This is a genomic window from Streptomyces sp. ID05-26A, from assembly GCF_033794685.1.
In the GTDB taxonomy this organism is placed as follows: domain Bacteria; phylum Actinomycetota; class Actinomycetes; order Mycobacteriales; family Pseudonocardiaceae; genus Lentzea.
In genome coordinates this window covers 1,346,536-1,368,743 of the sequence record NZ_JARAYZ010000001.1, presented here as the reverse complement: position 1 = coordinate 1,368,743, position 22,208 = coordinate 1,346,536, and the positions used below count along the sequence as shown (strand labels likewise).

25 protein-coding genes are annotated in these 22,208 nt (G+C 68.3%); 11 read left to right on the top strand and 14 right to left on the bottom strand.

All coding sequences use genetic code 11. The annotated features are described in order from the left end of the window. Nucleotide 1: 1 nt before the first annotated feature. The 5 genes from PV646_RS06610 to PV646_RS06590 form a co-directional block, all read right to left on the bottom strand. Entirely contained in the window at nt 2–865 is an 864-nt protein-coding gene (locus tag PV646_RS06610; RefSeq protein ID WP_500340594.1) for an aldehyde dehydrogenase family protein, read from the bottom strand. Further along, a complete protein-coding gene (locus PV646_RS06605) occupies nt 858–2,285 on the bottom strand; it encodes an aldehyde dehydrogenase family protein (protein WP_500340593.1) in 1,428 nt (475 codons plus the stop codon). Before PV646_RS06605 ends, PV646_RS06610 begins: the two co-directional genes overlap by 8 nt. Nucleotides 2,286–2,289: 4 nt before the next feature. Then, nucleotides 2,290–3,246, bottom strand: coding sequence for a deoxyribose-phosphate aldolase (gene deoC, locus PV646_RS06600; protein ID WP_500340592.1), 957 nt, complete (start codon nt 3,244–3,246; stop codon nt 2,290–2,292). Between the two features lie 64 nt (nt 3,247–3,310). Beyond that, on the bottom strand, nt 3,311–3,715 hold the full coding sequence (locus PV646_RS06595) for a hypothetical protein (RefSeq protein WP_500340591.1): 405 nt from the start codon (nt 3,713–3,715) through the stop codon (nt 3,311–3,313). A 5-nt stretch (nt 3,716–3,720) separates the two neighbouring features. Continuing rightward, nucleotides 3,721–4,794, bottom strand: a complete 1,074-nt coding sequence (locus PV646_RS06590) for a hypothetical protein (RefSeq protein ID WP_500340590.1) — start codon at nt 4,792–4,794, stop codon at nt 3,721–3,723. A 109-nt stretch (nt 4,795–4,903) separates the two neighbouring features. Between PV646_RS06590 and PV646_RS06585 the strand changes: the two genes are divergently transcribed. The 3 genes from PV646_RS06585 (at nt 4,904) to PV646_RS06575 (ending at nt 10,351) form a co-directional block, all read left to right on the top strand. Continuing rightward, the gene (locus PV646_RS06585; RefSeq protein ID WP_500340589.1) at nt 4,904–7,807 is read left to right on the top strand and encodes an AfsR/SARP family transcriptional regulator; all 2,904 of its coding nucleotides are present in this window, start codon (nt 4,904–4,906) and stop codon (nt 7,805–7,807) included. A gap of 135 nt (nt 7,808–7,942) precedes the next feature. Beyond that, nucleotides 7,943–9,094 (top strand): hypothetical protein, encoded by a 1,152-nt coding sequence (locus PV646_RS06580; protein ID WP_500340588.1) that lies wholly within the window; start codon nt 7,943–7,945, stop codon nt 9,092–9,094. Between the two features lie 27 nt (nt 9,095–9,121). Further along, complete coding sequence (locus PV646_RS06575; RefSeq protein WP_500340587.1) at nt 9,122–10,351, top strand: hypothetical protein; 1,230 nt, start codon at nt 9,122–9,124, stop codon at nt 10,349–10,351. 45 nt (nt 10,352–10,396) lie between these two features. Here PV646_RS06575 and PV646_RS06570 read toward each other — a convergent pair whose 3' ends face one another. The 4 genes from PV646_RS06570 to PV646_RS06555 form a co-directional block, all read right to left on the bottom strand. After that, nucleotides 10,397–11,041, bottom strand: a complete 645-nt coding sequence (locus PV646_RS06570; RefSeq protein WP_500340586.1) for a DUF1707 SHOCT-like domain-containing protein — start codon at nt 11,039–11,041, stop codon at nt 10,397–10,399. Nucleotides 11,042–11,060: 19 nt separating this feature from the next. Next, nucleotides 11,061–11,258: a hypothetical protein gene (locus PV646_RS06565; protein WP_500340585.1), complete on the bottom strand. Its 198-nt coding sequence runs from the start codon at nt 11,256–11,258 to the stop codon at nt 11,061–11,063. A 128-nt stretch (nt 11,259–11,386) separates the two neighbouring features. Then, complete coding sequence (locus tag PV646_RS06560) at nt 11,387–12,379, bottom strand: Gfo/Idh/MocA family protein (RefSeq protein ID WP_500340584.1); 993 nt, start codon at nt 12,377–12,379, stop codon at nt 11,387–11,389. Nucleotides 12,380–12,413: 34 nt separating this feature from the next. Then, a complete protein-coding gene (locus PV646_RS06555; protein ID WP_500340583.1) occupies nt 12,414–13,025 on the bottom strand; it encodes a maleylpyruvate isomerase N-terminal domain-containing protein in 612 nt (203 codons plus the stop codon). A gap of 34 nt (nt 13,026–13,059) precedes the next feature. On the opposite strand from PV646_RS06555, the gene upp reads away from it, so the two are divergent. Next, the gene (upp, locus tag PV646_RS06550) at nt 13,060–13,683 is read left to right on the top strand and encodes a uracil phosphoribosyltransferase (protein ID WP_452253675.1); all 624 of its coding nucleotides are present in this window, start codon (nt 13,060–13,062) and stop codon (nt 13,681–13,683) included. A gap of 94 nt (nt 13,684–13,777) precedes the next feature. After that, nucleotides 13,778–15,076, top strand: coding sequence for a glycoside hydrolase family 18 protein (locus tag PV646_RS06545; protein WP_500340582.1), 1,299 nt, complete (start codon nt 13,778–13,780; stop codon nt 15,074–15,076). Between the two features lie 91 nt (nt 15,077–15,167). On the opposite strand, the gene PV646_RS06540 is transcribed toward PV646_RS06545, so the two are convergent. Continuing rightward, the gene (locus tag PV646_RS06540) at nt 15,168–15,767 is read right to left on the bottom strand and encodes a TetR/AcrR family transcriptional regulator (protein WP_500340581.1); all 600 of its coding nucleotides are present in this window, start codon (nt 15,765–15,767) and stop codon (nt 15,168–15,170) included. Between the two features lie 56 nt (nt 15,768–15,823). On the opposite strand from PV646_RS06540, the gene PV646_RS06535 reads away from it, so the two are divergent. From PV646_RS06535 to PV646_RS06520, 4 genes are read left to right on the top strand one after another with little or no spacing between them, the layout of a single operon-like run. Continuing rightward, the gene (locus PV646_RS06535) at nt 15,824–16,030 is read left to right on the top strand and encodes a ribbon-helix-helix protein, CopG family (protein ID WP_093591654.1); all 207 of its coding nucleotides are present in this window, start codon (nt 15,824–15,826) and stop codon (nt 16,028–16,030) included. A gap of 32 nt (nt 16,031–16,062) precedes the next feature. Continuing rightward, nucleotides 16,063–16,449 (top strand): type II toxin-antitoxin system death-on-curing family toxin, encoded by a 387-nt coding sequence (locus PV646_RS06530; protein WP_500340580.1) that lies wholly within the window; start codon nt 16,063–16,065, stop codon nt 16,447–16,449. 34 nt (nt 16,450–16,483) lie between these two features. Next, entirely contained in the window at nt 16,484–16,861 is a 378-nt protein-coding gene (locus PV646_RS06525; protein ID WP_452253671.1) for a MerR family transcriptional regulator, read from the top strand. Nucleotides 16,862–16,908: 47 nt separating this feature from the next. Beyond that, a complete protein-coding gene (locus tag PV646_RS06520) occupies nt 16,909–17,823 on the top strand; it encodes an aldo/keto reductase (RefSeq protein ID WP_500342293.1) in 915 nt (304 codons plus the stop codon). Between the two features lie 71 nt (nt 17,824–17,894). On the opposite strand, the gene PV646_RS06515 is transcribed toward PV646_RS06520, so the two are convergent. Together PV646_RS06515 and PV646_RS06510 are read right to left on the bottom strand one after the other, a co-directional pair. Beyond that, a complete protein-coding gene (locus PV646_RS06515) occupies nt 17,895–18,347 on the bottom strand; it encodes a flavodoxin family protein (RefSeq protein ID WP_500340579.1) in 453 nt (150 codons plus the stop codon). Beyond that, nucleotides 18,347–18,814: a hypothetical protein gene (locus tag PV646_RS06510; RefSeq protein ID WP_500340577.1), complete on the bottom strand. Its 468-nt coding sequence runs from the start codon at nt 18,812–18,814 to the stop codon at nt 18,347–18,349. Before PV646_RS06510 ends, PV646_RS06515 begins: the two co-directional genes overlap by 1 nt. A gap of 20 nt (nt 18,815–18,834) precedes the next feature. Between PV646_RS06510 and PV646_RS06505 the strand changes: the two genes are divergently transcribed. Together PV646_RS06505 and PV646_RS06500 are read left to right on the top strand one after the other, a co-directional pair. Next, nucleotides 18,835–19,461, top strand: coding sequence for a class I SAM-dependent methyltransferase (locus tag PV646_RS06505; protein WP_500340576.1), 627 nt, complete (start codon nt 18,835–18,837; stop codon nt 19,459–19,461). A gap of 21 nt (nt 19,462–19,482) precedes the next feature. Beyond that, the gene (locus tag PV646_RS06500) at nt 19,483–19,818 is read left to right on the top strand and encodes a hypothetical protein (RefSeq protein WP_500340575.1); all 336 of its coding nucleotides are present in this window, start codon (nt 19,483–19,485) and stop codon (nt 19,816–19,818) included. Here PV646_RS06500 and PV646_RS06495 read toward each other — a convergent pair. Further along, nucleotides 19,811–21,412, bottom strand: a complete 1,602-nt coding sequence (locus PV646_RS06495) for a phospho-sugar mutase (RefSeq protein WP_500340574.1) — start codon at nt 21,410–21,412, stop codon at nt 19,811–19,813. The genes PV646_RS06500 and PV646_RS06495 overlap by 8 nt on opposite strands. Next, nucleotides 21,409–22,200, bottom strand: a complete 792-nt coding sequence (locus PV646_RS06490) for a purine-nucleoside phosphorylase (protein WP_189154375.1) — start codon at nt 22,198–22,200, stop codon at nt 21,409–21,411. The genes PV646_RS06495 and PV646_RS06490 overlap by 4 nt, the downstream gene beginning before the upstream one ends. Nucleotides 22,201–22,208: the final 8 nt, after the last annotated feature.

Sequence of the window (22,208 nt, the reverse complement as noted above, 5' to 3'; positions counted from 1 at the left end):
CCTAGACACCCATCGGGTGCCAGACCGTCTTCGTCTCCAGGTACGCGCGCAGGCGGGACATGTCCGGCGTGGCCGTGAAGTCCTCGCCGGCCTTGTTGCGCAGCACGCGCTTCACGGTGCCCGCCGCCGACCGCTCCAGGTCCGCGCGGATCGACTCCGGCGCACCGGTGAGGTCCAGCGCGTTCACGTCGCCGTGCGAGGCGAGCCACGGCGCGATCTCCGCGGTGCGGCCGGTGATGATGTTGACGACGCCACCCGGCACGTCCGAAGTGGCCAGCACCTCGGACAACGTGATCGCGGGCAGCGGGCGGTCCTGCGAGGTGATGACCACGCAGGTGTTGCCCGAGGCGATCACCGGTGCGATCACCGAGATCAGGCCCAGCAACGACGACTGCTGCGGCGCCAGGACGGCGACCACGCCTGTCGGTTCCGGGGTGGAGAACGAGAAGTACGGGCCCGCCACCGGGTTCGAGGAACCCAGCACGGCCGCGATCTTGTCGGTCCAGCCCGCGTACCAGACCCAGCGGTCGATGGCGGTGTCCACCAGGGACTGCGCCTTCTTCAGCGCGACGCCCTCGGAGCCGGCGACCTCGGTGATGAACTGCTCGCGACGGCCCTCCAGCACCTCGGCCACCCGGTACAGGACCTGGCCCCGGTTGTAGGCCGTCGTGGCCGACCAGCCGCCGAAAGCCTTGCGGGCGGCGGTGACCGCGTCACGGGCGTCCTTGCGGGAGCCCTGGGCGGCGTTCGCGAGGAACGTGCCCTTGGAGTCCGTCACGGGGTAGCTGCGGCCCGACTCGGAGCGCGGGAACTTGCCGCCGATGTAGAGCTTGTAGGTCTTCGCGACCGTGATGCGATCAGACATCGAGGTAGGCCTCCAGACCGGTGCGGCCGCCCTCACGGCCGAAGCCCGACTCCTGGTACCCGCCGAACGGGGCCGTCGGGTCGAAGCGGTTGAACGTGTTGGACCAGACGACACCGGCGCGCATCCGTTGTGCCATCCAGAGGATGCGCGAGCCCTTCTCGGTCCAGATGCCGGCGGACAGGCCGTACGGCGTGTTGTTCGCCTTGGCCACGGCCTCTTCCGGCGTGCGGAACGTCAGAACGCTCAGCACCGGGCCGAAGATCTCCTCACGGGCGATGCGCATCGCCTGCGACACCCCGGAGAAGACGGTGGGGGCGAAGAAGAAACCCTTGTCCGGCAACGGGCACGACGACGTCCAGCGGGTGGCGCCCTCGGCGTCGCCCGCCGCGGTCAGCTCCTGGATCTTGGTGAGCTGCTCGCGGGAGTTGATCGCGCCGACGTCGGTGTTCTTGTCCAGCGGGTCGCCGACGCGCAACGTGGACACCCGCGCGTGCAGCTTCTCGAGCAGTTCGTCGGCGATGGATTCCTGCACCAGCAGACGGGATCCGGCGCAGCAGACGTGGCCCTGGTTGAAGAAGATGCCGTTGACGATGCCCTCGACGGCCTGGTCGAGCGGGGCGTCGTCGAACACGATGTTCGCGGCCTTGCCGCCCAGTTCCAGCGTGAGCTTCTTGTTCGTGCCCGCGAGCTGGCCCTGGATGACCTTGCCGACGTCGGTCGAGCCGGTGAAGGCGACCTTGTCGACGTCCGCGTGCCCGACGAGCGCGGCACCGACGTCACCGGCGCCCGGGATGATGTTCACGACGCCCGGCGGCAGGTCGCACTGCTGGATGATGTCCGCCAGCACCAGCGCCGTCAGCGGGGTGGTCTCGGCGGGCTTGAGCACGACGGTGTTGCCGCACGCCAGCGCCGGTGCGATCTTCCACGCGGCCATCAGCAGCGGGAAGTTCCACGGGATCACCTGGCCCGCGACGCCGAGGGGCTTCGGGTCGGGCCCGTAGCCCGCGTAACCGAGCTTGTCCGCCCAGCCCGCGTGGTAGAAGAAGTGCGAGGCCGCCGTCGGGACGTCGGTGTCGCGCGACTCCTTGATCGGCTTGCCGTTGTCGAGCGACTCCAGCACCGCGAGCTCACGGCCACGTTCCTGGATCTGCCGCGCGATCCGGTAGATGTACTTGGCCCGCTCGGATCCGGGCATCTTCGACCACACGCGGTCGTAGGCCTTGCGCGCGGCCTTGACGGCGGTGTCCACATCGGACTCCGACGCCGTCGAGACCTCGGCGAGCACCTCTTCGGTGGCCGGGTTGATGGTCTTGAGCGGCTCACCGGTGCCCTCGACGAACTTGCCGTCGACGAACATCTTGTAGTTCGGCTTGAGGTTCGCGATGTCCCGCGACTCGGGCGCGGGTGCGTATTCCCACATGTCTTCAGTCCACCGTCACGTAGTCCGGGCCGCTGTAGTGGCCGTCCAACTGGGTCCGACGCTGCATGAGCAGGTCGTTGAGCAACGTCGACGCGCCGAACCGGAAGAGGTTCGGGTCGAGCCACTCCGGACCGGCCACCTCGTGCACGGCCACCAGGTACTTGATCGCGTCCTTGGTCGTGCGGATGCCACCGGCGGGCTTGACCCCGCGCAGCTCACCGGTCTGGTCCTTCCAGTCCCGCACGGCCTGCAGCATCACGTGCGTCACCGGGAGCGTCGCGGCGGGCTGCACCTTGCCGGTCGACGTCTTGATGAAGTCACCCCCGGCCAGCAGCGCGAGCCACGACGCGCGGCGCACGTTGTCGTACGTCACGAGCTCACCGGTCTCGAGGATGACCTTGAGGTGCGCGTCCCCGCACGCCTCCTTGATCTTCACGATCTCCTCGAACACCTGCCCGTACCGCCCGCTGAGGAACGCGCCGCGGTCGATCACCATGTCGACCTCGGACGCGCCCTGCTCGACGGCGAACCGGGTGTCGGCGAGCTTGATGTCCATCGTGCTGCGGCCACTGGGGAACGCCGTCGCGACGCTGGCGACGTTGACGCCGGTGCCTTCGAGGTCGTCGGCCGCGGTCTTCACCATGTCCGGGTAGACGCAGACAGCCGCGACCCGCGGCACGTCGGGCCGTTCGGGGTCGGGACGCTTCGCCTTGGCCGCGAGACTGCGCACCTTGCCGTGCGTGTCCGCGCCTTCGAGCGTGGTGAGGTCCACCATGCTGATCGCCAGGTCGATGGCGTGCAGCTTGGAGGCCTTCTTGATGCTCCGCGTGCCGAGGCCCGCGGCTCGTTGCTCGACGCCGACCTGGTCGACGCCGGGGAGCCCGTGCAGGAAACGCCGCAGCGACGATTCGTCGCGCGTGGCGTCAGCCAGGGCCGACGGCAGTGTCGTTGGAGCAGCCATGGCTGGGAGTCTAAGCGGAATGGGACGCCCGTCCTAAGTGGCGAAGTTCTTGCAGATCAGAGGCCTACCAGCCCAGCTTTGCGAGCCCGCCCAGGACGCACGCGTCGAGGGTCGGAAAGCCCTCGATCTTGTCCTTGGCGGCGAACAGCACCCACTTGTGGTCGAGGCTGTACTGGACGATGAACAGCTCGCCCGTCTCGCCGATCGCCTCGAGGAGTTCGGCGTACCCGGCGGCGTCGCTGATCGGCTCGCCGGTCCACGACCAGTCGCCGGGAAGTTCGGACAGCGCCCTGCGTGCGGAGGCGAGACCCTCGTCGAGGGTCTCGAAGTCGCCGCCCGCGCTCCAGTGCTCGCCGACGAACGGCGTCTTGTTGATGCGCAAGGTCCACTTGTTGCGCGGGCGCGGTCCGTCCATCTTGATCATGATCACGAGGCCGGTGTCGCCGGCCCGTTCGACGAACTCGCTCAACAACATCAGGCCGGCGGGATGTGGCCGTAGCCACCCCATGGGCGGCCGCGGAAGTAGTGGGAACCGTTGTCGTAGAGGATGTGCCACTCGCCGGTGGACGGCCGGTAGACGGTGAAGTCGGACAGCCCGTTCGCGTTGAAGTCGCCGGAGACCGGGATGTCACCGTTCTGACCCCAGGGCCGGTGGTACTCGCGGCCGTCGTTGTAGAGGATGTGGAAGTAACCGTCGCTCGGCGTGAACGTGGCGAAGTCCGTCATCCCGTTGCCGTCGAAGTCGCCGGCGACCGGGAGGTGGCCGGGGCCGCCCCACTTGCGGTGGTACTGCGAACCGTCGTTGTACAGGATGTGGAAGTAACCGTCGGACGCCGTGTAAGTGACGAAGTCGGTCATGCCGTTGCCGTTGAAGTCTCCCGACACCGGAACATGCCCCGGCCCGCCCCATTGGCGCGTGTACTGGCTGCCGTTGTCGTAGAGGATGTGGAAGGTGCCGGTGGACGGCCGGTAAATGGTGAAGTCGGACAGGTTGTTCGCGTTGAAGTCGCCTGACACGGGCAGGTCCTCCGGCAGTCCGCCCCAACTGCGGTGGTACTCGCTGCCGTCGTTGAACAGGATGTGCCAGGTGGCGTCACCCGGCGTGAACGTCACGAAGTCCGTCATCCCGTTCGCGTTCATGTCGGACGAGGAGCGGGACGTCAGGTACTTCGCGGCCGCGGCGCGGGAGACGTCGAGATACTTGCGGTAATATCGCGGGCTCGACGTCTGGGTGTACGTGCTCCACGGCCGCCAGTTCGTGCCACCGCTGGAGATGTGGTGGGTCGCGCGGGCGTTGTAGGCCGGATCCTGCAGGTTTCCGTACGTCCCGTTGCGCCACGGGTCGCTGGCGTTGTACTGCAGCTGCCAGGTGCCCTGGTCGGCCGGCGTCGGGTCGTCGAAGTAGGAACGGCAGTCCGATTCGCCCATGCCGATCGCGATCGCCTCGATGAGGTGCTCACCGCCGAAACCGGCGTTCGCCGCGTGCTTCGCGCACACCTGCGGGCCTTGTTCCAGGGCCAGTGCCGGCGGGGGTGCTGACAGCCCCACCGCCAAAAGCGCGCACGTCAAAACCTTGAAAGCTCGCATGATCCCCCCAGGTCAGCTTCTTCGGAGCAGACCCTAACAGCCATTCCATTTCTCCCCTAGGGTCCGTTTGGTGGGAAGAATCGTGCTTCTCGGCGGGGTCGAGTTGTGGGACGGCGATACTCGATTGGCACTCGGTCCGCCGTTGCAGAGGACCCTGTTCGCGCTTCTCGCCCTGGAGCCCGGCTCTGTCGTCACGGTCGAACGGTTGATCGACGCGCTGTGGGGCGAGGCGTTGCCGGGCGACGCTCGAGGGTTGGTGCACAACTACGTTTCCCGGCTGCGCAAGGCCATCCGTCCTTCCGGTGCCGAGATCGCGCGGCGCACCGCCGGGTACGTGCTCGAGGTCATCCCGCAGTCGGTGGACCTCCACGAGTTCCGCTCGCTCGCCCGCACTGCGGCCGGACCGGACGACCTGCGCCGCGCACTCGGGCTCTGGCAGGGGGAACCACTCGCTGGAACGGCACAGACCGACGTCCTCGGCCGCGTCCGGGCCGGGCTCGAGCTCGAACGGCTCACCGTCGCCGAGGAGTGGGCGACGTCGGCGCTGGACGCCGGCAGGCATCAGGACGTGCTCGTCGAGCTGAGCTCGCTCTCGGCGGCGCATCCGTTGCGGGAGAACCTGGTCCGGCTCGAGATGATCGCGTTGTACCGCTGCGGCAGGCAGGCCGACGCGTTGCGCCGCTACGACGACACCCGCGTGTTGCTCGCCGCCGAACTGGGACTGGATCCCGGGGCGGACCTGCGGGACGCGCACGCGAGGATCCTGCGGGCGGATCCCTCACTGCTGGTCGCCGAGACCGAGGAGGCACCTCCGCTCGCGGCGCCACCCGTCGCGCTGCCGTTCGACCTCCCCGACTTCACCGGACGGGACGAGGAACTCGCCGAGGTGGGCGCGCACAGCACGGTCGTCATGATCGACGGGATGGCCGGTGTCGGGAAGACCGCACTCGCGGTGCGTGCCGTGCACCGGCTGGGTGACCGTTATCCGGACGCCCGCGTCTTCCTCGACCTGCACGGGTTCACGCCCGGCAGGGAGCCTCTCACCGCACACATGGCGATCCAGACGTTGCTCCAGTCCATGGGTGTGCCGAGCGGTCGCATCCCGTCCGACGTGGATCAGCGCGTCACGGCGTGGCGCACGGAGATGGCGGGCAGGCGCGCGGTCGTCGTGCTCGACAACGCGGCGAGCAGCGACCAGGTGGAGTCGCTGATCACCGGCGCGCCCGGTTGCCTGACCGTCGTGACCAGCCGCCGCAGGCTGGTCCTCGACGGTGCCACGTCGATCTCACTCGACGTGTTGCCGCCCGGCGCGGCGCGTGACCTGGTCGGCGGCATGGTCGGGGCGCGTGCGGCCGCGGAGCCCGAGGCGGTCACGGCACTCGTCGAACTGTGCGGCGGGCTGCCGCTCGCGTTGCGCATCGCGGCGGCCAGACTCGCGCATCGTCCGATGTGGACTGTCGCGGACCTGGTCGAGCGGCTCGGGGAACAGCGGCGCACGTTGACGGCACTGGCTGCGGGCGACCGGAACGTCGTCGCCTCGTTCGCGGTGTCCTACGACCATCTGACCGCGGCGCAGCAGGAGATGTTCCGCGCGCTGGGCCGGCATCCGGGGCCGGACGTCGACGCGTACGCGGCGTCCGCGTTGGCCGGCGTGTCGTTCTTCGACGCGCGCGATCTGCTCGAAGAGCTGCTCGACCACCACCTGCTCGTCCAGCGCGTCCGGGGCAGGTACACGTTCCACGACCTCGTTCGCGCCTACGCCAGGACGCAGGCGGGCGAAGACGGTGACCTCGGTGAGCTGCACGACTACTACCTGCGCGTTGCTCATTCCGCCGCTCACCTGGTTCAGCCCGGCAGGGCCTTCGACGCGCCGACGATCGGCATCGAACCCGCGAAGGTGCCGTCGTTCGACGAACAGGGAGCCGCGATGGCGTGGTTCTCCGCGGAACGGGAGAACCTCGTCGCCACCGCGGTGCACGCCGCCCGCACCGGATCCGGGCGCTACACCTGGGAGATCTTGAGGTACGTCGGGCACAGCCTGATCGTCGCCCACCGGCTGGACGACCTCGTCGCCGTCCAGGAGCCGGCGCTCGCCGAGATGCGGCGCACCGGAGACCGCACCGCCGAGATGCGCGGGCAGTACATGCTGATGCAGGTCGCCTACGCCCAGGCGCGTTATCGGGACGGGGTGGGGCACGCGGAGCAGTCCATCGCGCTCGCGTGTGAACTCGGCGACGAGAAGTGGCAGAGCGACACGCTCGTCGTGCGCGCGATGCTGGCGCATCGGCTCGGCAGGTTCGACGAGTCCCTCGAACTCGGGCGTTCCGCGCTGCCTGTGCTGCAGCGCAACAACTCCTACCGGATGGCGGCGATCTGTGTCGCCAACATCGGCCGCGCTCACCTGGTGCGCGGCGACGCCGAACAGGCGCGAGTGCACCTGGACAAGGCGCTCGTGCTCAGCAGGGAGATCGGGGAGCGCAGCGAGGAGGCGTCGGTGCTGTGCGGACTCGGCGCCGCCCACAGCAGGCTCGGTGCTCACGATCAGGCGCTGGAGTTGCTCGCCACCGGTCTGGCTCTCGCCGAAGAGCTGGGCAACGAGCACTACGTCATGCGAGGGTTGATCAAGACCGCGGACGCGCTCCGCCGCGCAGGCAAGCTCGCCGAGGCACGCGTGGTCGGTGAACGCGCGTTCGGCGCGCTGGGGCACGGCGCCGCGCTCGACCACCTGAGTACGGCGCACAACGTGTTCGGGGCGCTGGAGCGCGCGGACGGCAGGCCGGCCGAAGCGACCGGACACCACCAGGACGCTCTCGCGATCGCTTCCCGGATCGGCTACCGGGTCGAGGAGGCGCACGCGCAGGACGGGCTCGCGCGAGTCCACCGGGAGAGCGGGCGGCACGCCGCGGCCAGCATGCACGGGGGCCGGGCGGATGACCTGTACCGGCAGATGGGCGTCCAGGATCGCCTGGACTGACGTCCAGGTTCTTTCCAGGTTTCGTCCAGAAATTCTTCCTAGCTTTCTCGTGTCAGGCAAACGAGAGGTGGGGAAATGTTTCGAAAGATAGTGGCAATCGTTCTGGCCGCCATTGCGTCGATAATGCTCGCGTCGGTGATCGCGCCTTCAGCGGCAGTGGCGAGCAACGTCGGTGGTCCGATCAGTCAGGCCGAGGTGATCTCGCGTGCCGAGTACTGGCTGAACAAGGGGATCCAGTACAACCAGGCGGGAAGTTACCCCGATTCGAGCGGCAAGAGATATCGGACGGACTGCTCCGGGTACGTCTCGATGGCGTTGCACCTCACGGACTCTCCTTCTTCCGGGATGATGCTCAACGACTCGCGGTTCCGTCCGGTGAGCCGCGCGGAACTGAAGCCCGGTGACGTTCTGACGTTCTCCGAGCACGTCATCCTCTTCGCGGGCTACGACGCGGACCGCGTGCACTTCACCTACTACACGTTCGGCTCGACCCCGGTTCGCAAGGTCACGGGGGCGACCTTCAACGGGAGCACGCTCGACGGTCACCCGACTTCGGTGTACCAGGCGCGTCGCTACAAGAACGTCATCCAGGGCGGCGGTGCCGCGACGTACTCCAGCGACATGAACGCGAACGGGATGACGGACTTCGTGACGTTCACGCCGGGTGACGCCACCTGGCACATCCTGTTCAACAACGGCACCGAGTACCACCGGCAGTGGGGTGGACTGCCCGAGGACCTGCCGGTCTCGGGCGACTTCAACGCCAACGGCCTGTCGGACTTCACCATCTACCGGCCGTCGACAGGCACCTTCCACATCCTCTACGACGATGGCAGCCAGTACACGCGTCAGTGGGGTGGTCCGGGCCATCTGCCGGTGGCGGGCGACTTCGACGCGAACGGCATGTCCGACTTCGTGACGTTCACGCCGGCGGATGGCATGTTCCACATCCTCTACAACAACGGCACCGAGTACCACCGCAAGTGGGGCGGCCCCGGCCACGTCCCGGTCGCCGGTGACTTCGACGCCAACGGCATGGCCGACTTCGCGACGTTCACGCCGGCGGATGGCATGTTCCACATCCTTTACAACAACGGCACCGAATACCACCGCCCGTGGGGCCAGAACGGTGACATCCCGGTCTCCGGCGACTTCAACGCCAACGGAATGGCCGACTTCGCGGTGTACCGGCCGTCCACCAGGGAATGGCACATCCTCTACAACGACGGTTCGACCTACACCCGCGGCCTCCCCTGGGGTGGCTGGGGCCACCTCCCGCCCGCCTGATCGAAAGGAGTGACAATCATGCGGAAATTGATTTCAGTGATTGCCGTCGCGGCGACCTGGGCGGGCACGGCATCGCTGATCGGACCTGTCGCCCATGCGGACTCGAAACTGCCGTGCACGCCGCACGGAGTGACAGCGGCGGACAACAGGTTGGCGATGTCGCTGAACGGCCGACTCACCGGCTACCTTCGCGGTGGCGTCAACGGCTACCAGATCTCCTGCGCCCGTGAGGTGGTCAAGACCGTCAAGTCGAGAGGGCTGAGCGACCGGGCGGCGACCATCGCGCTGGCCACGACGATCGTCGAGACCCGTATCGAGAACCTCGACTACGGGGATCGGGACTCCGAGGGCTTGTTCCAGCAACGGCCGAGCATGGGCTGGGGAACGCCGGAGCAGATCCGGAACCCGGTCTACGCCACGAACAAGTTCCTCGACTACATGGTCACGAACGTGGCCAACTGGCAGACCAGGCCGGTCGGCGACGTGTGCCAGGCGGTGCAGCGTTCGGGGTTCCCGGAGAGGTACCAGCCCCAGGCCGCGGACGCCGAGCTGATCGCGAAGGCCGTGATGGCGATGGGAGCGCGGTTCTCCAGCGACTTCGACGCCAACGGTATGACCGACTTCGTCACCTACACCGAGAGCGACGGCTTCTGGCACATCCTCTACAACGACGGCCGCCAGTGGTCGCGCAACTGGGGCGGTCTGCCCGGTGATCGTCCGGTGGCGGGCGACTTCAACGCCAACGGCCTGTCGGACTTCACCATCTACCGGCCGTCGACAGGCACCTTCCACATCCTCTACGACGACGGCAGCCAGTACACGCGTCAGTGGGGTGGTCCGGGCCATCTGCCGGTGGCGGGCGACTTCGACGCGAACGGCATGTCCGACTTCGTGACGTACACGCCGGCGGACGGGATGTTCCACATCCTCTACAACAACGGCACCGAGTACCACCGCAAGTGGGGCGGCCCCGGCCACGTCCCGGTGTCCGGCGACTTCGACGGCAACGGCATGACCGACTTCGCCACCTACACGCCGTCGGACGGCTACTGGCACATCCTCTACAACGACGGCCACGAGTACCACCGGCCGTGGGGCCAGCCGGGGGATGTTCCGGTGGCGGGTGACTACAACGCCAACGGCATGGCGGACTTCACGGTCTACCGCCCGTCGACCAGCGAGTGGCTCATCCTCTACAACGACGGTTCCACCTACACCCGCCCGTGGGGCGGACCGGGCCACAGCACACCGGCCTGATGAGAAAGGGGCCCTTCATCCTCGTGATGAAGGGCCCCTTTTCGTTCAGTCGAGCAGTTCGCGCAGGATGCTCTTCTTCTTTTTCTTGGGACCCTTCACCTCGACGGCACCCATGATCGCGAGCCCGGTGATCCGCACGGTCGGAGCGCCCGGGATGTGCCGGCGGCTCGCCAGCTGTTCCTCGAAGGCGCCCATGAACCCGAACCCGTCGACCTTGACGTTGATGTCGTCGGGCACCCGGATCTCCACGCCGCCCCAGAACGCGAAGCAGCTGATCGTCACCTCGCGCTCGGCGAAGTTCGCGTGGGTCAGGTCGATCTCGATGCCGCCCATGATCGCGACGGCGTTGTGCAGGCGGGGGACGACCCAGCCGCCCTTGCGGTTGACGCCCGACCAGAAGGCCACCGACACCGCGCTGCCCGGCTCGCCGCCGACGCGGTTGCTCACCGCGGGCTGGTACTGCGGCACGGCGGGGGTCTGCGGCAGGCCGCTCAGGACCAGGTCCGCGGTGATGGGGACGAGTTCGCCGTACGTCTTCGCGGCGTAGACGGCCACCAGCCGCTCGTCCAGCTCGTGGATGTCCAGGCGGCCTTCGGCGGTCGCCTGGTGCAGCACCTGCGCGATCCGTTCCCGGTCCGCGTCCGAGGCGCGCATGTGACTCTGGTCAGCCGGTACCAGCTCGTCGCTCACCCGAACGAGTCTAGATGTGTCACCTGCGGTTCGGTGCGAACTTGACGGTGATCGCGACAGCCACCGCCAGGAGTGCCACGACGGCCACCGCGAGGGCCGGGTTGTGGCCCCACATCAGCGGCAGCACGCCGATCAACACGGCGAGTGATCCCGACACACCCAGGATGACCAGGGGGGACTCACACCACTGCTGGACGGGCTTCTGTTCGATCGTCACCGTTCGCACCTCCGCGTCTCAACTGGCTATTAGAGACTTTTCGGAGTCGCTTCGCCGGTTCTTGACGCCCGGATCGGGTTGTGCGGCCCCCTGATCAGGTGGTGATCGGAATCGGTTCGTGATCTGGGTCAGGGGGTCGGCCGGCGCAGCGGCAGCCCGGCCGCCCGGTAGATCGAGTCGATCACCGTCATGGTGCGCACCGCGTCGTCCGCGGTCGTCGGGAACGGCTTGCCGTGCAGCACGGCGTCGGTGAACGCGTCGAGCTGGTAGGCGTAGGTGGGGCGCTTCCCGAACGTCTCGACCGACTTCTTGTCCTTGAGCCGCAACGACAACCGGTGGAGGATCTGCGGGCCGAGCGGGTTGAGCACGCTGAGCGTGCCGTTCTCGCCGATCGCCTTCATCGACAGCTTCAGGACCGTCGACGACCACAGCGACGTGTGCACGGAACCCGTGTGGCCCGAGGGGAAACGCAGCGACGCACGCATCGCGCGGTCGATGGAAGGCCCGCGCAGCAACGCCTTGGCCGACTTCACCTCGGGCTCCTCGCCGCCCAGCAACCGTGCCATGTGCACGGCGTAGCAGCCCGCGTCCATCGTCGCGCCGCCCGCGAGCGAGTAGTCGTACCGGATGTCGGAGAACCGCGGCAACGGGAACGCGACGGTGGCCTCGACGTGCCGCAGCGGGCCGAGGACGCCGGAGCTCATGATCTCGGCGACGCGCACGGCCAGCGGGTGGTAGCGGTAGTGGAACGCCTCCATCACCACCAGTCCGGAGGCTTCCGCCGCCTTGGCGACCTCGGCCGCTTCGGCTGCGTTCGCGGTGAAGGGCTTCTCGCACAGCACGTGCTTTCCGGCTTCGAGCGCGGCGAGCGTCCACTTGCCGTGCAGGCCGTTGGGCAACGGGTTGTAGACCGCGTCGACCGTCGGGTCGGCCAGCAGGTCCTCGTAGGAACCGTGCACGCGCGCGATGCCGTGCTTGTCGGCGAAGGCCTGGGCTCGGTCGGCTGACCGCGCGGCGACCGCGACGACTTCGGCGACCGTCGAGGAACGGGCCGGGCGGAGGACGGCGGTCGGCGCGATCATGGCCGCGCCGAGCACTCCGATGCGCACGTGGTCTGTCACGCGGCCGACCCTACACCTCGTCGGTTAACGGTGTTTACTCCATCAGGTCGGTCTCTCGGGCCGGGAAGAACGGGATCTTCTCGATCGGCGCCGGGCCGGACCAGTTCCACGACTCCATCTGGCGCCGCGAACGCCTGCCGAAGAACGCGCGCCACAGTTCGTACCCCTCGACCTCGACGGTGATCGGGCCGTCGCCGAGGTCGCCGAACTCGGTCCTCACCGTCACGTCGGTCAGCCTGCGCGGGGCCATCCACACCAGCGTCGGCTGCCACACGGTGTCCGGCAGGCGTTCGCGGCCGAGCGCCGCACGCAGGTCGGCCTCGTGCGTGATGGCGTCCAGTGCCAGCTGGAACGGGATGCGCGGCATCTCGGCGATCTTGTCGCCGAACACGTTCCACTGTTCCAGCAGGTCCTCCACGGGCACGTCCGCGCGCTCGGCGACGTGCCGCGCCGTCCACTCGTCCGACGGTGATCCCTCCATGCGTCCGCTGACCAGATCGGACGCCTCGCCGGACAGGTGCGCGACCACCTGGTGCACGGTCCACTCAGGACAGGCGGGTACGGCTCGTGCGAGCTCGTCGGCGCTCAGGCCCATGGTCAGGCCGACGATGCGCTGACGTGCCTCGCGGTAGATCTCTTCGAACACCCTTTGCTCCTCCCAGCGGGTTACGGTGTCGAGCATGGACGTCCTGGTCGTCGATCATCCACTCGCCAAGGCGAGACTCACCACGATGCGTGACGCGCGCACGGACAATGCCGCATTCCGTGCCGCGCTGCAGGAACTGACCGTGATGCTGGTTTACGAAGCGATGCGCGAGGCGCCGCTGAAGGAAGACCGCACGCACACCCCGGTAGCTCGTACCACCGGCTACAAGCTGGCAAACCCACCGCTGCTCGTGCCCGTGCTGCGGGCCGGTCTGGGCATGGCGGACCAGGCGCACAAGCTGATCCCGGACGCCCAGATGGGGTTCGTGGGCCTGGCGCGCGACGAGGAGACGCTGCAGCCGACGCCGTACATGGAGTCGCTGCCGGAGAACCTCGCCGGGCGTCCGGTGTTCGTGCTCGACCCGATGCTCGCCACGGGCGGGTCGATGGCGTACACGATCCGCCTGCTGACCCAGCGCGGCGCGACGGACGTGACGGCGATCTGCGTGCTCGCGGCTCCTGAGGGGATCAACCACCTCGAGGACTCGAAGCTCCCGTGCCGTCTCATCACGGCGTCGGTCGACGAGCGGCTGAACGACTCCGGCTTCATCGTGCCCGGGCTGGGCGACGCCGGTGACCGTCTGTACGGGGCGGTTTAGGACATACCTCCGATCGGACGTAGCAGTGGTCTAGACCTCAGGCCTATCGTGCTGTGGACCACATCGCCGCTGCCGCGAACGATCAAGGAGACTCATGTCCAGACGGAGATGGGGTGTCGCCGCTCTCGCGGCCGGCGCCCTGTCCGCGTCGCTGGCCGTTGCGCCCGCGAACGCCGACGTCGAGACCAATGGGCACCACGGTTACTCGAAGACCCGCACCGTCGGGTACTTCATCCAGTGGGGCGTGTACGACCGGAACTTCCGCGTCAAGAACCTCGTGGACAGCGGGGCCGCCGCGCGGCTCACGCACCTCAACTACGCCTTCGGTTTCCTCGACGAGGCCGGCAAGTGCGTCAGCGCCGACCCGTGGGCCGACTGGCAGATGCCGCACACCGCGGAGCAGTCCGTGAGCGGCAAGGCCGACGAGGCCGGCCAGGTGCTCGCGGGCAACCTGAACCAGCTCAAGCAGCTCAAAGCCAAGTACCCCAAGCTGAGGATCAACATCTCGCTGGGCGGCTGGACGGGCTCGCGCTACTTCTCCAACGCCGCGCTGACGCCCGAGTCGCGTGCCGCGCACGTCAAGTCGTGCACCGACATGTGGATCAAGGGTGACCTGCCCGGTCTGCCCGCGGGTGCCGCCAAGGGCGTCTTCGACGGCATCGACCTCGACTGGGAATGGCCCGGCAGCAACGGCAACATGCTCCCGCCCAACGTCGTGCGTCCCGAGGACAAGCAGAACTTCACCAAGCTGCTCGCCGAGTACCGCAGGCAGATGGGCTGGAACCGCGACCTGACCGCGTTCCTGCCGGCCGACCCGAAGCAGGTCGACGCGGGCTTCGAGGTCTCGAAGGTGTTCTGCTACCTCACCTTCGGCACGCTGCAGGGCTACGACTACCACGGTGCCTGGGACGCCCCGGCGAACCAGCAGTCCGCGCTGCGGGTGCCCAAGGGCGACCCGTCGGAGTTCGAGTTCAGCACCGAGGTGACGGTCAACGCGTGGCTTTCGCGCGGTGCCCCGCGTTCCAAGGCCGTGCTCGGCGTTCCGTTCTACGGCCGCGGCTGGGACGGCGTCGCCCCCGGCACGCGCAACGGCCTGTTCGGCACCGGTGTGCCGGCGCCCGCCAAGTACGAGGCCGGTTACGAGGACTTCCACCGCATCAAGGCGAAGCTCTCCGAGCCCGGCAACGCGTACAAGATCTACCGCGACGAGAAGGCCGGCTTCGCGTGGATCTACGACGGCAAGACCTGGTGGACCTACGACGACGCGACCGAGATGAAGCGGAAGGCCCGCTACATCAACGACCGCAGGCTCGGCGGCGCGATGATCTGGTCGCTCGACGGCGACACCGCCAACGGCGAACTGATCAAGGCGCTCGACGGAGCTCTGAAGTAAGGCCGCACCACCGAGACGGACTGTCCTAACCGGACAGTTCAGCGGGTCCGGGGAGGTTTCGCGGCGGCCGCCTCCCCGGATTCCGTGGTGTTCACAGGGTTTTCCCGGTCTCCGCCCGCCAGCCCCTGCCGTGCGCGCGCAACGCCAGTTCGTACGTGGCGGCCGCGTCGACGCCGGGCGGCAGGTTCCCGTTGAGCTCCAGGCTCACCAGGCCGTGCGCGACGCCCCACATCGACATCGCGATCTGCTCGGGGTCCTCGGCGAGGTAGACGCCCTGCTCCACCGCGCGCCGCACGGCATTGATCACCGGCGCGAACGTCCTGCCCGCCGCGCGGCTCATCTCCTTCGTCGGTTCGACGACCTTCGAGTAGAGCACCGAGTAGAACTGCGGGTCCCTCAGCGCGCTGCGCCGGTACGCGAGCCCGATCTCCAGCAGGTCCTCCGCCGGGTCGTCCGTGACGGGCACCGCCGCGAGGCTCGTCCCGAACCGCGTGAACGCCTCGTCGTAGAGCGCCTCGAGCAGCGCCGGTTTTCCGCCGAAGAGGGAATAAACGGCGGTGGTCGACGTGTTGACGTCGGTGGCGATCTTGCGCAGGCTGACCGCGGCCGGGCCCTCGGTGCTCAGCAGCTCGCCCGCTCGTTCGAGCAGACGCCGTCGCAGAGCGTCGTCGTGGGTCTTGGGCCTGGGCATCACGCAATCCTAACGGCCGCTGGCCGCAGTGGTATCAGGTTGATACCGTCACCCGCATGGCGATGACCTTGCGGTTGACCGAGGAGGAGAACCTGCGGCTCGCTGAACTGGCGCAGTCCGAGGGGCGCTCCAAGCAGGAGGTCGTGCGGCTCGCGATCGCGGACCGTTACCAGCGCATGCAGCAGGAGGAGAAGCTCGGCGAAGTACTCGGGCGAGTCCTGCCCAAGTACCGAAGTCTTTTGGATAGGCTCGGTTCTTCCTGAATCTGTCAGACCTCTGTGATCAACTGGGTGCCGTGATCTCCTACCTCGACGCCGGGGACCTCTTAGTGCTGGCCACGGCCGTGACCGGTGGCGATCTCCTCGTCAGGGACATCGGCCTGCTGGACACGGCGGCCTACCGTCCCCGTGCCACCGTGCTCGGCGTGGAGGCCTACGACACGCTGTGGCTGAAGTCCTCCGCCCTGCTCGACTCGATCGTCCGGACCCGCCCTCTCGTCGAGGGCAACTGGCGGCTCGCCTGGGTCGCTGCCGTCACCATGTGCGACATCAACGGCTACTGGATCGACGCCGCCGAGGACGACGCGCTGGGCCTCGTGCGCGCGCTCGGCCGCGACAAGATCGACGTGGCGGAGATGGCCGGTCATCTCGAAGCGTGGGGAATCTCGAAGGATTCCGCTTGACCTAGAGTGCACTCCAGGTCATAGCGTCGAGTCCGTGAGTTACTCGATAGCCCAAGCCGCGCAGCGCAGTGGGTTGTCCATCGACACCTTGCGCTACTACGAACGAATCGGGCTCGTCGACCCGCCCGCGCGTGACTCGGGCGGCCGTCGCAGCTACTCGGAGGAAGATCTCGGCTGGCTGGGCTTCGTGACGCGCCTGCGCACGACCGGCATGCCGATCCGCATGATGCGCGAGTTCGCGCAGCTGCGACACCGCGGCGACCTGACGGCAGGCCGCCGCAAGCAGATCCTCGTCGAGCACCGCAACGACGTCCGCGCCCGCATCGCGGAGCTGCAGACGTCCCTGGAAGTGCTCGACTACAAGATCGACCACTACGCGGTGGTCGAGCGTGACTTGGAGGCGACGGCGTGAGCCGTTCATTGGGATCGTTGCAGGTCGGGCCGCAGGGCCTCGGCTGCATGGGAATGTCGGAGTTCTACGGCGCCGGCGACGAGGCGGAGTCTGTCGCGGTGATCCACCGGGCCCTGGAGCTCGGCGTCACGCTGCTCGACACGGCCGACATGTACGGGCCACACCTGAACGAGGAACTGGTCGGCCGCGCGATCGCCGGCCGCCGTTCCGACGTCGTGCTGGCCACGAAGTTCGGCATCGTGCGCGACGGCGGAGGCCGTTCGATCCGCGGCGACCGCGAGTACGTGCGCGCTTCGGTCGAGGGGTCGCTGAAGCGGCTCGGCACCGACGTGATCGACCTGTACTACCTGCACCGGGTGCCGGCGGACACGCCCATCGAGGAGACCGTCGGCGCGATGGCCGAGCTGGTGACCGAGGGCAAGGTGCGCCACCTCGGCCTGTCCGAGGCGGGCGCGGAGACCCTGCGCCGCGCTCACGCCGTGCACCCGATCACCGCGTTGCAGAGCGAGTGGTCGCTGTGGTCGCGGGACATCGAGGCCGAGATCGTGCCGACCGCCCGTGAACTGGGCATCGGCCTCGTGCCGTACTCACCGCTGGGCCGTGGCGTCCTGACCGGCCGGTTCGCGTCCTCCGCCGACTTCGGCAAGGGCGATTTCCGGTCCGTGAACCCGCGGTTCTCCGGGGACAACCTCGACACGAACCTGAAGATGGTGGCCGCGCTGCGGGCGCTGGCGGAGGCACGCGGCGTCACCGCCGGTCAGCTCGCGCTGGCGTGGGTGCAGCACCGCGGTTCGGACGTCGTGCCGATCCCGGGCACCAAGCGCATCAAGTACCTGGAGGAGAACGTCGCGGCGGCTTCGCTGGAGCTGTCCGAGGCCGACCTCGCGGCCATCGAGGCGGCCGTGCCGGCTTCCGAGGTCGCCGGTGACCGGTACCCCGACATGAGCTCGGTCGGCCGCTAGAACATACGTTCGAAATCATCCCCAGAGTTGTCCACAGGTTGGGGACAACAGGCTGTGGACAACTCTGGGTTTCATGTGGACAACTGTGCCGCGACGGTGGCGCCGAGCTCCCAGCACGCCTGCAGGTCGGCCTTGGTCGGCTCGCCCGTGACGACCACGTGCTGAGCCGCCTTCTCCCAGCCCAACCCGGTCGTGGCGGTCTCCACGCTGCGCACCGCCCCGGTCGTGTCGTTGTTGCCGTGCACGTAAAGCCCGAACGGCCGACCACGCGTGGAATCGAGACACGGGTAGTAGACGGTGTCGAAGAAGTGCTTCAGCGCACCGCTCATGTAACCGAGGTTCGCGGGCGTGCCCAGCAGGTAGCCGTCGGCCTCCAGGACATCCACAGCGGTTGTGGACAACGCGGCGCGCCGGACCAGTGCGACGCCCTCGATCTCCGGCGTGGAGGCACCGGCGAGCACGGCCTCGAACATCGCCTGGAGAGCGGGTGACGGGGTGTGGTGGACGAGCAGCAGCCGGGCCATCAGTAGTCCATCTCGTAGTCGTTGGTGTCCGGCGGGGTGACCGCCACACCGAGCGCCACCAGATCGTCCGTGGTCACGGTCTGGACCGACGAGTCCACGATGCCGAGCACCTCCTCGACGATGTCGAGGTGCGCCTCGGCCGACAGCTTGTTCAGGGCGTAGATCTCTCGCACCTTGTCGAGGACGCCGCTGCCCTCCAGCCTTTTGGCCAGCAGGCCTGCCTCACCGAAGCCGCTCATCGGGCCGGTGATGGCCGCGTTCGACGCCACCGTTTCGTTCAGCATCATCGTCATCACCATGTTGGTCTCCAGGTCGACGCCGAACGCCTTCAGCAGGCCGTCGCGCATCTGGACCTGGTGCTTCTTCATGTCGTTGCTGAACTTGCCGTAGAACATGTTCAGGCCGCGCTTGCTGTCCGGGTGTGCGTCGAGCACCGCCTGCGCCAAATCGCGCCGCGTGTAGTCCATGAGCGGCAACATAGATGACCATGACCCGCGCCTCCTACGACATTGTTGCCGCCGACTACGCCCAGCTCATCCCGGACGCGCACGACGGCCGTCCTCTCGACGCCGCGATCATGCGCGCGTTCGCCGAGCTCACCGAAGGCCCGGTGGGAGACATCGGCTGCGGAGCCGGCCGCATCACGCAGCACCTCCACGAACTGGGCCTCGACGTGTTCGGCGTCGACCTGTCCGACGGCATGCTCGAACAGGCAAGGAAGTTGTACCCGCACCTCACGTTCACCCAGGGTGACATGACCGCGCTGGACCTGGAGGACGAGAGCCTCGGCGGCGCGGTCGTCTGGTACTCCACGGTCCACATGACCGCCGCCGAAGTCCCCTGGCAGGAGTTCTTCCGGGTGCTCAGGCCTGGCGGACACTTGTTGCACGCCTTCAAACTGGGTAACCAGAAGAAGCGCCTCGCCCACGCGTACGGCCACGACGTGGACCTCCACGTCCACTGGCACGACATCGACGAACTCGTGACCAACGCGACCGAAGCCGGGTTCAACGAAGTGGCACGCCTGCAACGTCAGAAGGGTGTGGACGAAGGCGGCCCGCAGGCGTTTCTGTTGATGAGCAAACGGAACCCCGAGGCCGGAAGCGCGTCTTGATGGGTGTACACAGGAGGGACCATGAAGACCACCGCCCTAATGCACACCAGTCCTCGTCAGCGTCGCATCACCTGGGGTTTCGGCCTTGCCGTCGCGATCGGGATGATCGGGATCGGGCCCCTGTTCGCGTCCGTGTGGCCGGGGTTCGACCACAGCCCGTGGGACATCAACATGATGTTGTTCGGACTTGGTGTGGGGCTCTGCGCGATCGCGTACATCTTCGGCCGGATCGCCGTGGCGGCGGTCACCGAGGGACGCCGCAACGCGGTGTCCCCGCCGACCAGAAGGGCCTACTTCGTGGCCGGCGGGGGTTTTGTCCTCGCCGCGCTGTGCCTGGCGATCGCGATCGCTAGCTGACCAGCGCAGTCACCCGTTCACGCAGTTCAGCCAACCGGGCCCGGCCTGACGCACGGGCGGACTCCAGTCCGTCCGTGACCGGCTCGACGACCTCCAGGTACGCCTTGAGCTTCGGCTCGGTGCCGGACGGGCGCACGATCACGCGCACCCCGTCGGCCGTCCAGCGCAGCACGTCCGCGCCGGGCAGCAGGTCCTCGGACGCGAAGTCCGCCGGCGGGTTCGCGCGCAGGCGGGCCATCGTGGCGCCGATCAGGCTCAAATCGGTGTACCGCAAGGAGACCTGGTCCGTCAGGTGCAGTCCGTGGTCCGCCGCGAGCTGGTCCAGCGCGTCCAGCAACGTGCGCCCGGACGCCTTCAGCCCGGCGGCCAGATCAGCGGCGACGACGGCGGCCGAGATGCCGTCCTTGTCGGCTACGTGCTCCGGATCGACGCAGTTGCCGAGTGCTTCCTCGTAGGCGAACACCAGGCCTTCGCCCGCGCGTGCCAGCCACTTGAAGCCCGTCAGCGTCTCCGCGTACCGGGCACCGTGCGCGGCCGCGATCGACTTCAGCAGCGACGACGACACGATCGTCGTGGCCACCAACGGATCCGTGGACTCCGTGGTCGACAGCACGAGCGAGCCGAGCAGCACACCCGTCTCGTCGCCGCGCAGCATCCGCCACGTCTCGCCGTCCTTGACTCCCAGTGCGCACCGGTCCGCGTCCGGGTCCAGCGCGATGGCCAGGTCCGCGTCCACCGACGCGGCGAGGGCGAGCAGTTCGTCGGACGCGCCGGGCTCCTCCGGGTTCGGGAACACCACGGTCGGGAAGTCCGGGTCCGGCACCGCCTGCGAGCGCACCACGTGCACGTCGGTGAAACCCGCACGCCGCAACGCTTCCACGGCGAACGCGCCACCCACGCCGTGCATCGGCGTCAGCGCGATCTTCAGCTCCCGGGAGTTCCCGCGCGGCAGCGACGCCACCTGGTCCAGGTACGCGTCCACCTCGGCGTCGGACACCGTGGTGTACGTGAAGTTCCGCGGCACCGACACCGCGGCCGGAACCGCCTCGATCGCCTTCTCGATCTCGCCGTCCGAAGGCGGCACGATCTGCGAACCACCGGTCAGGTAGAGCTTGTACCCGTTGTCCGCGGGCGGGTTGTGCGACGCGGTGATCTGGATCCCCGCCACCGCACCATGTGCGCGCACGAGGTACGCCAGCACCGGCGTCGGCAACGGCCCGGGCAGCACCCGCACGTCGAACCCCGCGGCCGCCATCACCTCGGCCGCCGCGGTGGCGAACTCCTCCGAGCCGTGCCGCGCGTCGCGTCCGACGAACACCAGGCCGGGGGACCCGAGCCACGCCGCCAGCCCGGCGGTCGTGCGGACCACCGTGGCGACGTTCATGCCGTTCGTACCCGCCCGCACCGGCCCGCGCAGCCCGGCGGTGCCGAACGTCAGCGGACCGGCCATGCGGTCTTGGAGGTCCTCCAACGCACCGGCGTCGCCGCCCATCGACCGCGCCAGCACGCCCTGCAACTCGGTACGCGTCGCGTCGGACGGGTCGTCGGCGATCCACCGGAACGTGGCGTCACGCAGGGCCGGCGTCAGGCTCATGCCCGGTCCACCAACTCGCGCAGCAGCGTGCCCATGCGCTGAGCGGCGGCGGCACCGGCCTCCAGCACCTCCTGGTGGTTCAGCGGCTCACCGGTGATGCCCGCAGCGAGGTTCGTGACCAGCGACAGCCCGAACACCTCGACGCCCTCGGCCCGCGCGGCGATCGCCTCGTGCACCGTCGACATGCCGACCAGGTCCGCGCCCATCGTGCGCAGCATCCGGATCTCGGCGGGCGTCTCGAAGTGCGGCCCGGGAAGCCCTGCGTACACGCCCTCCTCCAGCGAGGAGTCGATCTCCTGCGCGACCTTGCGCAGCCGCGGCGAGTACAGGTCCGTGAGGTCCACGAACCGCGCGCCGACCAGCGGCGACACCGCGGTCAGGTTGAGGTGGTCGGAGATCAGCACGGGCTGCCCGACCGACATGCCCTGCCGCAGGCCACCGGCCGCGTTGGTGAGCACGACGCTCGACACGCCTGCAGCGGCCACGGTGCGCACGGCGTGCACGACCTTCTGGACGCCCTTGCCCTCGTAGCCGTGGGTGCGGCCGAGAACGACGAGGACCTTCTTGCCGCCGACCTCGACGGAACGGATGGTGCCGCCGTGCCCGAGCGCGGTCGGCGCCTCGAAGCCCGTCAGTTCGCCCACCGGGATCTCGGTGACCGGCTCGCCGATCACGTCGGCGGCGGGTCGCCAGCCGGAGCCCAGCACGATGGCGATGTCGTGCTTCTCGTTGCCGGTGCGGCTCTGGATCTCTTCCGCGGCCTTGCCGGCCAGCTCTTCTGGAGTCACCGCGAGAG